Genomic DNA, 13,801 nt, shown 5'->3' with positions numbered 1-13,801 from the left:
AGATTCTAATTAAAACATTATTTGAATTCAATTATGAATAAATTCTTAAAATAAGAATAAGGTTTTTGAAATTTACTTCATAAATAACGGATTCAGATAAGTCAATTTTTTATAAACCTTATTTATGTTTATTTTTATACAACAATAAAAAAAGAACAATATGAATTCATTTGACCCGGTAACAAATGACCCAATTTATGTCAATAGAGAATTTCCATCGTCAATGGTGCCTGTGGTTTTTGAAAGTAATGGGGATAAAGTTTTAGGAACAATGCTTCTTGCTTCAAATGAAGGATTGCATCCCATAATAATTTTATTGCATGGCTTTCCTGGCAACGAGACAAATTTGGATTTAGCACATGTTTTTAGAAGACAAGGATTTAATGTTCTGATTTTTCACTATAGAGGATGTTGGGGAAGCGGGGGCAATTTCTCATGGAAAAATTTAATCGAAGACCTTGATGCAGCAATAAAATTTATAAAGACAAATGAATCAAAAGAGAAATTCAGAGTTGACAGCAATAAAATAATTTTGATTGGATACAGCATGGGTGGATTTGCTGCTCTGTATTATTCAGCTTTTCATGATGAAATTAAAAATGTTGTGTCAATTGCAGGCTTTAATTCTGGTGCTTTTGGTGAAATTCTGGAATTGAACAAGGAAATTTATCAGCAAGGTGTTGAAAAAATTAAAGGAGCAATTTTTTTTGTTAAAAATACAAGCGCAGAAAATTTATTAGATGAACTTATTGCAAATAAAAATGAATGGAATTTGTTGAATTATGTAAGCAAGTTATCATTAAAAAATCTTTTGCTCATTGGTGCCCAGTATGATACAACTGCTCCGCTTGAAATTCATCATCTGCCATTGGTTACATCACTTAGTTTGATGAATCCCGAAAATTTTGAAGAATATATTCTTGAGTGTGGGCATTCATTTCTGGATAAACGAATTCAACTTGCAAGAATAATTTCTAATTGGTTATCAAAAATTGAGTATTAAAATGAAAGAGAAAAATTTATGCGATATGCCGGCAGATGAATTTAAAAATGCAGGATATAGTTTAATTGATTGGGCAGCTGATTATCTGAATAATATTGAAGAATATCCTGTTCTGCCAAATATCAAACCAGGTGATATTAAATCGAAACTCCCTGATGAACCTCCATTTGAAGGAGAAAATTTTGAAAGAATTATTAACGATATTAATGAAATAATTTTACCTGGAGTTACACACTGGCAGCATCCAAACTTTATGGCTTACTTTGCTTCAACAGCAAGCGGACCTGGAATTCTTGCCGATATAGTTAGTTCAACACTCAATTCAAATGGAATGGTATGGAAATCTTCTCCAGCATTAACAGAACTTGAAGAAGTTGTTTTAAACTGGTATAAAAAAATGCTCAATATCCCGGCTGAATTTAAGGGAATTATTTATGATACAGCATCAGTCAGTTCACTTCATGGGATTGCTGCAGCACGTGAAAATCTTAATCTGAACATTAGAAACAAAGGCTTATTTGATTTACCAAAACTGCGGCTTTATTGTTCTGAACAAGCTCATTCATCAATTGAAAAAGCTGCTGTTACACTGGGAATTGGTTTGGAAGGAGTTAGAAAAATTTCTGCAGATTCAGAATTTAGAATGATTCCATCGGAACTTGAAGCTGCAATCAAAAATGATTTGAAAAATGGAATAATTCCTTTTTGTGTAGTTGCTACTGTTGGAACTACTTCAACAACAAGTGTAGACCCTGTTGATGAAATAGCTGAAATTTGTGAAAAATATAATTTATGGCTTCATGTTGATGCTGCTTATGCAGGTTCAGCTGCAATGCTTCCTGAACTAAAAAATTATTTTAAAGGAATTGAAAAAGCAGATTCAATTGTAACAAATCCTCATAAATGGCTTTTCGTTCCAATTGATTTGAGTGTATTTTATACACGCAAACCCGAAATTTTGAAAAGAGCATTTTCACTTGTGCCTGAATATCTTAAAACTGGAGAAGATTCTTTAGTTGATAATCTAATGGATTATGGAATTCAACTCGGTAGAAGATTTCGTGCATTAAAACTCTGGTTTGTCATTCGATATTTTGGAGTTGAAGGTTTAAGAGAAAGAATTCGAGAACATATTCGTCTTGCAAAATTATTTGCCGGCTGGATTGATGAACATCCCAATTTTGAAAGACTTGCACCCGTTCCTTTCAGCACAGTCTGTTTTAGAGCAGTTAAAAATGGCATGAATGAAGATTCAATTAATTACTTGAATGAAGAACTTATGAATGAAATAAATTCTACTGGAAAATTATTTCTGACTCACACAAAGTTGAATAATAAATTTACATTACGACTTGTTGTTTCAGGAATTCGACAAGAAGAACGTCACGTTCAACAAGCATGGGACTTAATTAAAGAAAAATTTAGTTTATTATAACTTCATTATTTGTATCTTTGCATAGAAATTTTTTAGAAATTGAGAGAGGGCTTTTTTTGATGAGTTTTATATTTCTTTTATTGTTAAATATTCCTTTGCTGAATGGTCAGATAAATTTTGATAGTCTGCTCAAAGCAAATTCTAATTTACCGGAAACAACTCAAATAAGAATTCTTATCAAAAATTGCTGGCAGAATAGAAACAGCAATCCAAAGTTTGCAATTCAATGCGGCGATAAAGCAATTCAAAAAGCAAAAAAAATTGGAAATAAAAATTTGCAGTCAGAAGCCCTTAATCTTCTTGGAGTAGTTTATCGCAATCTGGGAGAACACGAAAAAGCTTTATATCTCTACAATGATGCATTAAATCTTGCAATTGAATCAAAGGATTCAATTCAAATAGCATATTCTTATAACAATATTGGTGGGATTTATCGACTTCAAGGCAATAATCCACTTGCATTAGAATATATTTTGAAAGCAATAAAAATTTTTGAAAAGTTTAATCATAAAGAAGGAATTGCTTTTTGTTCAATTAATATTGGATTGATATATAAAAATCAGGGAGATAACGATAGTGCATTAGAATATTTAATGAATACATTAAAAATTAGAGAAGAAATTAAAGATGAATCTGGAATAGCCCTCACACTAACACTCATTGCAGAAGTTTATTCTGCTAAACATGACTTAAAGAATGCCATGAACTATTATCAACTTGCTGAATCAAAATACAAGAAATTAAAAGACAAAAGAGGATTAGCATCTGTATGGAGTGGAATCGGGAACATTTACAAATTAAAAAATGATTATAACAAAGCTCTTTATTTCCATACACAAGCACTTAATCTTTCTCAAGAACTAAATTATGTTGAAGGTCTGGTAAACAATTTGAATCGGCTTGCAATTATTTATGCAGAATTAAACAAAATTAATGAAGCAAAAGAATTTTTAAATCGTGCAAAGCAATCAGCTAAGAATTTAAAAGCAGCTTACATAATTCTTGAAAGTTACAAGCAATGGATTAAATTCAGTGAAATAATTAATGATTATAAAAATGCATTTTATTACAGTCAGAGATATAATGCTTTACAGGATTCATTATTTAATCAGAGGAATATCTCGATTGTAAAAACAATGGAATCAATATATAAAGCAGAAAAAACAGAAAAGGAAAATGAAATTCTTCAAAAAGATATTGAACTTGCAGAACGACAGAGAGATTATTTTATCATAATTACTCTTTTGATTCTTTTGATTTCTGTTATTACTTACAGCCGATACATCACAAAAAAAATTGCAAATGAAAAATTGAAAAGTCTTAATTCAATGAAGGACACACTTTTTAGAATCATAGCTCATGATTTGAGAATTCCTTTTAATGTTCTTTTTGGGTATTTGAGTTTACTGAAAGATAATTATGAATCTTTGACTGACGAAGAAAAATTAATTTATCTGAATAATATGGAAAAAGCTGCAAGACAAAATTTTCATCTGCTTGAAAATTTACTCCTCTGGTCTCGTTCACAAACCGGAAGACTTGAAATTGACATCAAAGATTTATGTCTTTATGAAATAGTGTTGGAAAATTTTTCAATATTTAATTCATATGCACAAACAAAAAATGTATTGCTCGAAACAAATATTTCTGAAGATTTAAAAGTCAAAGCTGATGAAAATATGCTGAACACAATTCTTAGAAATCTTATTCAAAACGGAATTAAATTTTCAAATGAAGGAGGAAAAGTTTTAATCAATGCTGAGAAAGAAAATAATTATATCAAAGTATATGTAGAAGATAATGGTGTTGGAATGGATAACGAAACAATGAATAAACTTTTTGAACTTGATATTAATAAAAGCAGAAGTGGAACTGCGGGCGAAGCTGGAACTGGATTAGGGTTAATTCTTTGCAAAGATTTTATTGAAAGACTTGGCGGCAAAATTTTTGTTGAAAGTCAGTTGAATAAAGGAAGTAAATTCATTTTCACTATCCCATCAGCAAATAATGTTTGAAACAAATTTTGCCTTCTTTACTTTTCTAAAAAAATTAAATAGTGAAAAAATTCTTTAATAAGATTTAGTTAGATTTTTTAGAATGGAATTTCTTGTCTATTGAGATGCAACCTCAAAATACATTTACCCACAAGAAAAATTTTCTAACTTGTTTATTGATGATATAGACAATTTCAATTTTTAATGTGCTTCAAAAAATTTCTTAAATTCATTTATTAACTTCCACTTCGTTTTCTTATATTTGCCACTAAAAATTGCTGGAGGTGTAAAATCGCAAAGGGACAAAACGACACAGTAGAAAAAATCGTATCGCTTGCAAAGCGACGAGGATTTGTTTTTCAGTCAAGTGAAATTTACGGCGGCTTAAACGGCTGCTGGGATTATGGTCCGCTTGGAGTTGAACTTCTGAGAAATATTAAAGAAGAATGGTGGAAAGCCATGACTTATCGAGAAGATATTGAAGGACTTGATGCTGCTATTCTGATGCATCCAAAAGTTTGGGAAGCAAGCGGACATGTTGAAAACTTTACAGACCCAATGATTGACTGTAAACAATGTAAAGCAAGATTCAGACTGGATACTTTAACTGAACTTATATCGGATAAAAACAAAGAAAAAGCACTAAAAGAACTTGACCCATCTTTGCTTGATCAGGAAGGTTCACTTGATGATAAATTTACAGCTGTTCTCGAAAATCAGTCTCTTGCTTCAAAATTACTCGATATTATAAATTGTCCTCAATGCGGTAATAAAGGCACATTTACACAACCAAGAAAATTTAATTTGATGTTCAAAACTTTTTTGGGTCCTGTAGAAGATGAAAGCAATATAATTTATTTAAGACCCGAAACAGCTCAAGGTATTTATGTCAATTTTCTTAATGTTGCAAATTCAAGCAGACAGAAACTTCCTTTTGGAATTGCTCAAATAGGTAAAGCTTTCAGAAATGAAATCAATACAAAAAATTTTCTTTTCCGCACTCGAGAATTCGAACAGATGGAAATGCAGTATTTTGTTAAACCAGGCACCGACAAAAAATATTATGATGAATGGAAAGAAATTAGAATTCAATGGTATAAGTCGCTCGGAATGACACCAACAAAACTTAGATTCCACGACCACCCTCAAAATAAATTAGCTCACTATGCAAAAGAAGCAACAGATATTGAATATGAATTCCCATTCGGCTGGGGAGAAATTGAAGGAATTCATAACAGAACTGATTATGATTTGAGTCGTCATCAGCAATATTCCGGCAAATCACAATTATATTTTGATGATGAAACTAAAGAAAAATACATTCCATATATAATTGAAACTTCAGCAGGAGCAAGCCGTTCATTTATGGCATTCTTAATTGATGCTTATTATGAAGAAGAAGTTAATGGCGAACTTAGAAGTGTTCTGAGATTTCATCCCAAATTAGCTCCAATCAAAGCTGCAATATTTCCGCTTGTTAATAAAGATGGGATGCCGGAAGTAGCTAAAAAAATTGAAGCTGATTTAAGACCGCATCTGAAAATATTTTATGATGATAAAGCTGCAATTGGACGCCGCTACAGAAGAATGGACGAAGCAGGAACTCCATTCTGCATTACTGTTGATACTCAAACTCTGCAAGATGAAACTGTAACAGTTCGTGAACGCGATTCGATGAATCAAGTTCGTGTATCAATCAGTAATTTGTTGAATTATCTTTTAGATAAATTGAGATAATTCTGAATGAGTAATTGAAAGAAAATTCGTGAGCTATTGCTCACAATTTTTTTAATAGTTGAATATTTTTTTAAAAATTGTATGTGAGTTCAACCTGTTTATAAACTTAGGGGATTTGATTACCTATATCTGAAATTCATTTTGTTTTTGACAAGAAATTTCATTTTGACACTTGTAAAAATTTGTTGAGTCCCAAAACATTTTATAATTCTTATAGCAAGATTAATGTAGAAATAATTATTAAAGTTATTCAGTAATCCGAAAGGGAATTCAATAGTTTTTAACAAAGTTAACTTACTTCGAAGGGCAAAAAATTTTTTAATAAATTTTGAAACTATTAAGCATATTTACACAACTAAATAGTCACACAAATTAAGGGGTAAACTAAATGAAAAGCAGGCTATTATTCTTATTGCTGATTTTTAGTTTTGTTTTTACTTCAGCTCAACCGAGAAAAATTAATTTTGTGCAATATAAACTTGATAATGGGCTGAATGTAATTTTACATCAGGATAATTCAACACCAATTGTTGCAATATCAGTTTTATATCATGTCGGAAGCAAAAATGAAGATCCTGAAAGAACAGGATTTGCTCATTTCTTTGAACATCTGATGTTCGAAGGCTCGCCAAATATTCCCCGCGGCGAATATTTTAAAATTATTGAAGCTGCCGGAGGAGAACTAAATGCTAATACTTCATTCGATAGAACTTTTTATTACGAAATTCTTCCTTCAAATCAATTAGAACTTGGCTTGTACATGGAATCAGAAAGAATGCTCCATCTCAAAATTGACAGCATTGGTGTTGAAACACAAAGGAAAGTTGTAAAAGAAGAAAGAAAACAGCGATATGAAAATCAGCCTTATGGCTCATTGATTGAAAAACTTTTTAGTAATGCCTATAAAGTTCATCCATATAGATGGACTCCAATTGGTCAGGTTCAATATATTGATCAGGCAAAGCTTGATGAATTTATTGCTTTCTACAAAAAATATTATGTTCCTCAAAATGCTACTCTTAGTATTGCCGGAGATATTGACATTGAAAAAACAAAAGAATTAGTTCAAAAATATTTTGGTGAAATTCCAAAAGGAACACAAGAAATTACACGCCCGAATATTGTTGAACCAGAACAAACAAAAGAAGTTAGAGAAGTTGTTTATGATAATGTTCAGCTGCCAATGGTTGTTTTTGGTTATCATATGCCAAAGCAGGGAACACCTGATTTTTATGCTTTGAGCATTTTAACTACTGTTCTTTCAGGCGGTGAAAGTTCAAGACTTCAAAAAGAAATTAAAGATAAGCAGCAAAAGGCACTTGCTGTTGGTTCGATACCAATTCCAATGGAGGACCCTGGTTTGTTTATAGTTTATGGACTTGCTAATGTTGGTGTAACCGCTGAAGATTTAGAAGCTTCGATTCAAAAAGAGATTGAAAAAGTAAAAAAAGAATTGATAAGCAATTATGAATTTCAAAAAGTTAGAAACCAAATTGAAAGTGATTTCGTGAAAAGAAATTCAACTATGATTGGAATTGCAGAAGACCTTGCAAATTATTTTGTCTATTATGGTGATGCAAATTTGATTAACACAGAAATTCAAAGATATATGAAAGTAACTCGTGAAGATATTAAAAGAGTTGCAAACAAATATTTGAGAAATGAAAACAGAGTGGTTCTATATTATTTACCGAAATCACTCGAGAAAAAGTAATTGAATAAATAAAAAATTTTATGTGGAACAAAAGGAGTTTTGAAAAATGATTAAGAAAATTTTATTGACAGCATTAATAATTGCAGTGCCATTATATGCACAGCTTGATAGGTCAAAACGCCCTCAACCTGCTCCAGCTCCAGAAGTTAAAATTGGAGATTATGAATCATTCGAACTGCCAAACGGATTAAAAGTTTTTGTGGTTGAAAATCATAAACTGCCAAGAGTAACTTTTAATTTGTTTATTGATATTGACCCGGTTCTTGAAAAAGAACATGTTGGATATGTTACAGCTGCTGGTGAATTATTGAGAACCGGCACAAAAACAAGAACAAAAGACCAAATCGATGAAGAAATTGATTTTATTGGAGCAGAATTATCTACTTCACCAAATGGAATTACTGCAAGTGGTCTTGAAAAGCATAAAGAAAAAATTCTTGAAATTATGTCCGATATAATTTTGAATGCAAACTTCAAACAAGAAGAACTTGATAAAATTAAAAAGCAGATGCTTTCTTCCATTGCCGTATCGAAAGATGAACCTAATTCTATTGCAAGAAGAGTAAGTTCTGTTTTAATGTTTGGGAAAAATCATCCTTACGGTGAACCAGAAACAGAAGAATCTGTAAATTCAATTACACTTGATATGTGCAAAAATTATTATGAAACATATTTCAAACCAAATGCAGCATATCTTGCAGTTGTTGGAGATATCAATAAAGAAAAAGCTAAAGCATTGATTCAAAAATATTTTGGAAAATGGGAAAAAAAAGAAATCCCAAAAAATTCTTATGAAACACCAAAACCACCTTTGCTAAATAAAGTTTGTCTAGTTGACCGTCCCAGCTCGGTTCAATCAGTAATTGCAATTTGTTATCCAGCAGAATTAAAAATTGGAAGCGATGATGAAATTAAAGCTGCTGTTACAAATTTAATTCTTGGCGGAAGTGCAACAGGCAGATTATTCATGAATCTCAGAGAATCGAAAGGTTATACTTATGGTTCTTATTCACAATTGAAAGCTGATCCGATAATTGGAAGTTTCTTTGCTTTTGCTCAGGTTCGTAACAGTGTTACCGACAGCGCAATTACTGAAATGCTCAAAGAAATGAAAAGAATTCGAAGCGAAAAAGTATCCGAACAAGAACTTGAAAAAGCAAAAAATTATTTGGCAGGAGAATTTATTAGAAGTCTCGAAAACCCAGCTACAATTGCAAGATTTGCAATCAACACTGCAAGGTTTAATCTTCCAAAAGATTATTATAAAAATTATTTGAAAAATCTTTCTGCTGTTACAGCCGATGATGTTCTTGAAACAGCAAAAAAATATATTAAACCAAATAATGCTTACATTCTTATAGTTGGTAATGGTGAAGAGATTTCAAAAAATCTTGTAAACTTTAGCATTACAGGTAAAATTGAATATTATGACGCATTTGGTAATCAATATGACCCGTCATTAAAAAAACTACCTGCAGGATTAACAGTTGACCAAGTGATTAATAAATATATTGAAGTAATTGGCGGCAAAGAAAATTTATTGAAGATAAAGGACAGAGTAATAAAATTAACTGGCTCAACACAAGGAATGAATATTAGTGTTACAATTTCTCAAAAATATCCTAATAAGTTAATGCAGGTAATTGATGCAGGTGTATTTCAACAAAAAACTATTTTTGATGGAGAAAAAGGAAGAGTTGAAGTGATGGGACAATCTCAAGACCTTAATGATGAGCAGATAGAATCATTGAAAGAGCAGGCACTTGATGCTCCTCTTGATTATTCAAAATATGGATTGAAACCTGAACTTGTAGGAATTGAATCAATTAATGGAAAAGATGCATACAAAGTTGTTTTAACTTCATCTTCTGGAAAGAAAACAACTCAATATTATGATGTTGAATCTGGACTTCTTGTCAGAACCATAAGCAATGTTACAACACCTCAAGGAAGTTTTGCTCAAACAATGGATTTAAGTGATTACAGAGATGTGCAGGGACTGAAATATCCATTCAAGTTCGTTCAAAGTTTTGGTCCACAGTCTATTGAATTAAATGTTTCTTCAATCGAAGTAAATACAAATCTTCCAGATTCACTTTTTGAAGTGAAATAATTTTTTGAGAGGTCATTTCAAAATCCAAAAGTTAATGGATTATTTTGGAATGACCTCTTTTTTTATTTTTGTGTAGTAATTTTAATTCTAAGAGGTGATATGTCAAAGTATTCTATAATAGTGTTTGACCTTGGTAATGTTTTAATACCATTTGATTATTCGAAAGTTGTTAATAAGCTGAACTCGATAAGTGAAGGTCTTGGAGATAAATTTGCAAGACTTTACAGCGAGAATTATGAATATCATCGAAATTTTGAACGAGGTAAAATAACTCGAAAAGAATTTATAGAAACCATGCTCGATTGGCTGGAACATAAAGTTTCTGAAAATGATTTTTGTAAAATTTATTCTGATATTTTTACAATGAATGAGAAAGTAATAGCATTAATTCCGGAACTTAAAAAGAATTATCAAGTTCTTCTTCTGTCAAATACAAATGAAATTCATGAAGAATTTGGATATGGTCATTATGAATTTTTGAATTATTTCGATAAAATATTTTTATCTCATAAAGTTGGAGCAGTTAAGCCGGAAGAAAAAATTTACAGAGCTGTTGAATCATACACACAAAAACCATCTCATGAGCATTTATTTATTGATGATGTTCCTGAATACATTGAAGGTGCAAAAAGGTGCGGCTGGGATGGAATACATTTTCAAAATTATGAGTTACTTGTTGAAGAATTAAGAAACAGAAATATTTTTCTTGATGGAATTAGCTGAGCCATGTTTTCCAGATATCAGGTTGATATCCAATCGTAACTTCTTTTCCATTACGAACTATTGGAGTTTTAATCAAAAGCGGGTCATTTAATAATTCTTCTTCAATGTCAAAAACCATAAACTGAAGATTTCTTTTCTTGAATTGTTTTCCTTCTCGATTGATTAAATCTTCAAGAGGAATTTTTGCTTTAATATTTTCAAGTTCTCCTTTTGTTAATCCTTTTTCGGTTAAATCTCTGAAGTGATATTGAATTCGTCGTTCCTTAAAGAATCTTTCTGCTTTTCGTGTATCATTGCAGCTCTTTGTTCCAATTATTTGAATATTCATTTTAATAAATTCCTTATAATTTTTTTTGAACTAAATGAAAACTAAAAAAATAAATTTATTCTTGCTGAGAACATAATTTGTATGATATTCAATTTGATATTAAAAATTGTTTTAACTTCCCACAAATTACTGTAAATTTATGGAGTGACAATCCAAATTTTTATAGAAATTTTATGATTCCAAGATTACTACAAATCGGAAAACTTCTCAAGCCTCAAAAGGTATTAATCATTTATGGGGCAAGAAGAGTAGGTAAGACTACACTGTTAAAGGATTTTCTTTCTAAAACAAAACTTAAATATCGCCTTGATTCAGGGGATAATATTCGGATTCAGAGAATTTTTGATTCACAGGACTTTAACCTGATTCTGGAGTATGCTGAAGGTTACGACCTTATTGCAATTGATGAAGCACAGTATATCAAAAATATTGGGATGGGGCTAAAAATACTTGTTGACAATAATCCAGATTTAAAAATAATTGCAACTGGTTCATCGTCATTCGATTTGCAGCAAAAAGTTGGTGAACCATTAACAGGCAGAAAACGTACATTCATACTTTATCCATTTTCGCTTAAAGAACTTCGCTCGGAATATAATAAACAGGAATTAAAAGATAAGCTTGAAGAATTTTTGATTTATGGTATGTATCCCGAAATAATTATAACCAAAAACAAAAAAGAAAAAGTAGAATTTTTGAAAGAGCTTGTTGATTCTTATTTACTCAAAGATGTTTTAAACTTGGAAAGAATAAAAGGAACAAGACAGATTTACGATTTATTGAAGTTGCTTTCTTTTCAAATTGGCAGCGAAGTTTCGTTAAATGAATTAGCAACTCAAATTGGTATGGATGTTAAAACTGTAGATCGTTATCTTGATATTCTTGAAAAAGGTTTTGTTATAAAAAGAATTGGTGCACTCAGCAGAAATTTAAGAAAAGAGATAACGAGCAAGTCAAAATATTATTTTTATGATGTAGGAATACGCAATGCAATTATATCACACTTCAATCCTCTGGAAGATAGAAATGATGTTGGTGCTTTATTTGAAAATTTTGTTATTATGGAAAGAATGAAAATAAATGCACATAAACAAGAATTTATTGAATACTACTTCTGGCGGACATATGACGGACAAGAAATTGATTTTATAGAAGAGACTAATGGCAAAATTTATGGTTATGAAATAAAATGGTCGGATACAGCCAGTTATAAAATTCCTAAAGCATGGGAAAGTTCATATCCTGATACCAAAGTTCAACTAATTAACAAATCTAATTTTTTGAAATTTGTTTTGGATGAAGAATAATTTTAGTCCATATGTATGGCAATTATAAGAAGTTATAAAATTTTTTAAGTAAACACATTTATTAAGCTCCAAAAATTATAAAAGTTAGTTTCTTATTAATTTTTTAATGCAATTCCATTACATCTCTTTTGTATTTATTATCCTTCTTTATAATATTATTTTTTTTCAAATGTAATTTGAGAATTTATTATTTAATAAATTGTAAAGCACTATGGATAATCATATTTTTGAGCATTAAAAAATTTTTTGAGGCATATATGCATTTCATTAAGAAATTATTTTATCTAACAATTACGGGACTTTTAATCATGAGCTGTGCAAATCAAGAAAGAAAAGATGATTTCAAGTATGTAACTGAACAATTTGCAGATTTAAGAATTCAGCGATACAAAGTTGATGGATTTGAAAATCTTACACTGCAGCAAAAGAAATTAGTCTATTATCTCTATCAAGCAGCATTGTATGGAAGAGATATATTTTGGGACCAAAATTATAAACACAATCTTCTGATAAGAAAAACTCTTGAAGCAATTGTGAAATCATATAAAGGAGACAGAACAACTCCTGATTTTCAAAAATTTATGGTTTATACCAAAAGAGTCTGGTTTTCAAATGGCATACATCATCATTATTCCAATAAAAAATTTCTGCCGGAATTTTCTAAGGAATATTTTGCAGAACTGATAAAGAATTCTGATCAAAAAGAATTTCCTCTTAAAGAAAATGAATCAATTGAAGATTTGATAGCAAAGTTAGAACCAATTTTATTCGACCCAAATGTTGATGCAATCAAAGTTAATCAAGATCCTAAATTTGATTTAATAAAAACTTCTGCAGTTAATTTTTATGAAAATCTTACACAAAAAGAAGTAGAAAATTATTACAAGAAAATTATTAATCCGAAAGACCCACATCCAATTTCTTATGGGTTGAATTCAAAACTTGTGAAAGAAAATGGAAAAATTTATGAACATTACTGGAAATTAAATGGAATGTATGATGCAGCAATTCAAAAAATTGTTTACTGGCTCAAAAAAGCTGTTGAAGTTGCAGAAAATGAACAGCAAAGAAAAGCTTTGAAATTATTGATTGAATATTATGAAACAGGCGATTTAAAAAAATGGGATGAATACAATATCGAATGGCTTAAAGATACTTCATCTGTTATTGATGTGATTAATGGATATATCGAAACTTATAATGACCCGCTTGGATTCAGAGGTTCGTTTGAATCAGTTGTTTCTATCAAAGATTTTGAAGCAACAAAAAGAATAAAAGCAATCAGCGATAATGCACAGTGGTTTGAAGATAATTCACCAATAATGCCTGAACACAAAAAGAAAAATGTAAAAGGAATATCAGCAAAAGTAATTACTGTTGTTGTAGAATCGGGCGATGCTTCTCCTTCTACTCCAATTGGAATTAATTTGCCAAATGCAGAATGGAT

At 30.5% G+C, this 13,801-nt stretch carries 10 protein-coding genes; 9 read left to right on the top strand and 1 reads right to left on the bottom strand.

Annotated features, from left to right (window positions below):
- The first annotated feature begins 160 nt into the window (after nucleotides 1–160).
- The 7 genes from AC27L2_RS13260 (at nucleotide 161) to AC27L2_RS13230 (ending at nucleotide 10,719) form a co-directional block, all read left to right on the top strand.
- A complete protein-coding gene (locus tag AC27L2_RS13260; protein WP_487212242.1) occupies nucleotides 161–1,003 on the top strand; it encodes an alpha/beta hydrolase family protein in 843 nt (280 codons plus the stop codon).
- 1 nt (nucleotide 1,004) lies between these two features.
- Complete coding sequence (locus AC27L2_RS13255) at nucleotides 1,005–2,438, top strand: pyridoxal phosphate-dependent decarboxylase family protein (protein WP_487212241.1); 1,434 nt, start codon at nucleotides 1,005–1,007, stop codon at nucleotides 2,436–2,438.
- A gap of 59 nt (nucleotides 2,439–2,497) precedes the next feature.
- Entirely contained in the window at nucleotides 2,498–4,453 is a 1,956-nt protein-coding gene (locus AC27L2_RS13250) for a tetratricopeptide repeat-containing sensor histidine kinase (RefSeq protein ID WP_487212244.1), read from the top strand.
- 303 nt (nucleotides 4,454–4,756) lie between these two features.
- Nucleotides 4,757–6,169 carry a glycine--tRNA ligase gene (locus AC27L2_RS13245; RefSeq protein ID WP_487212243.1) on the top strand — a complete coding sequence of 471 codons (1,413 nt, stop codon included), beginning with the start codon at nucleotides 4,757–4,759 and terminating at the stop codon, nucleotides 6,167–6,169.
- A 388-nt stretch (nucleotides 6,170–6,557) separates the two neighbouring features.
- Nucleotides 6,558–7,883 (top strand): M16 family metallopeptidase, encoded by a 1,326-nt coding sequence (locus tag AC27L2_RS13240; RefSeq protein WP_487212240.1) that lies wholly within the window; start codon nucleotides 6,558–6,560, stop codon nucleotides 7,881–7,883.
- 46 nt (nucleotides 7,884–7,929) lie between these two features.
- Entirely contained in the window at nucleotides 7,930–9,996 is a 2,067-nt protein-coding gene (locus AC27L2_RS13235) for an insulinase family protein (protein WP_487212239.1), read from the top strand.
- A 99-nt stretch (nucleotides 9,997–10,095) separates the two neighbouring features.
- Nucleotides 10,096–10,719, top strand: a complete 624-nt coding sequence (locus AC27L2_RS13230) for an HAD family hydrolase (protein WP_487212238.1) — start codon at nucleotides 10,096–10,098, stop codon at nucleotides 10,717–10,719.
- Here AC27L2_RS13230 and AC27L2_RS13225 read toward each other — a convergent pair.
- Nucleotides 10,712–11,047, bottom strand: a complete 336-nt coding sequence (locus AC27L2_RS13225; RefSeq protein ID WP_487212237.1) for an arsenate reductase family protein — start codon at nucleotides 11,045–11,047, stop codon at nucleotides 10,712–10,714. The genes AC27L2_RS13230 and AC27L2_RS13225 overlap by 8 nt on opposite strands.
- A 77-nt stretch (nucleotides 11,048–11,124) precedes the next feature.
- Between AC27L2_RS13225 and AC27L2_RS13220 the strand changes: the two genes are divergently transcribed.
- Both AC27L2_RS13220 and AC27L2_RS13215 read left to right on the top strand, forming a co-directional pair.
- Nucleotides 11,125–12,354 (top strand): ATP-binding protein, encoded by a 1,230-nt coding sequence (locus AC27L2_RS13220; protein ID WP_487212236.1) that lies wholly within the window; start codon nucleotides 11,125–11,127, stop codon nucleotides 12,352–12,354.
- A 257-nt stretch (nucleotides 12,355–12,611) separates the two neighbouring features.
- Nucleotides 12,612–13,801: dipeptidyl-peptidase 3 family protein (locus AC27L2_RS13215; RefSeq protein ID WP_487212235.1), on the top strand; the 1,190-nt coding region annotated here is incomplete at its 3' end.

This window comes from Rosettibacter sp. KY25 (genome assembly GCF_057554405.1).
This window is presented reverse-complemented; position numbering and strand designations above follow the sequence as displayed.

Coding starts and splice junctions, on each gene's coding strand:
- AC27L2_RS13260 (WP_487212242.1), top strand. CDS start 161: ATGAATTCATTTGACCCGGTAACAAATGACCCAATTTATGTCAATAGA.
- AC27L2_RS13255 (WP_487212241.1), top strand. CDS start 1,005: ATGAAAGAGAAAAATTTATGCGATATGCCGGCAGATGAATTTAAAAAT.
- AC27L2_RS13250 (WP_487212244.1), top strand. CDS start 2,498: ATGAGTTTTATATTTCTTTTATTGTTAAATATTCCTTTGCTGAATGGT.
- AC27L2_RS13240 (WP_487212240.1), top strand. CDS start 6,558: ATGAAAAGCAGGCTATTATTCTTATTGCTGATTTTTAGTTTTGTTTTT.
- AC27L2_RS13235 (WP_487212239.1), top strand. CDS start 7,930: ATGATTAAGAAAATTTTATTGACAGCATTAATAATTGCAGTGCCATTA.
- AC27L2_RS13230 (WP_487212238.1), top strand. CDS start 10,096: ATGTCAAAGTATTCTATAATAGTGTTTGACCTTGGTAATGTTTTAATA.
- AC27L2_RS13225 (WP_487212237.1), bottom strand. CDS start 11,047: ATGAATATTCAAATAATTGGAACAAAGAGCTGCAATGATACACGAAAA.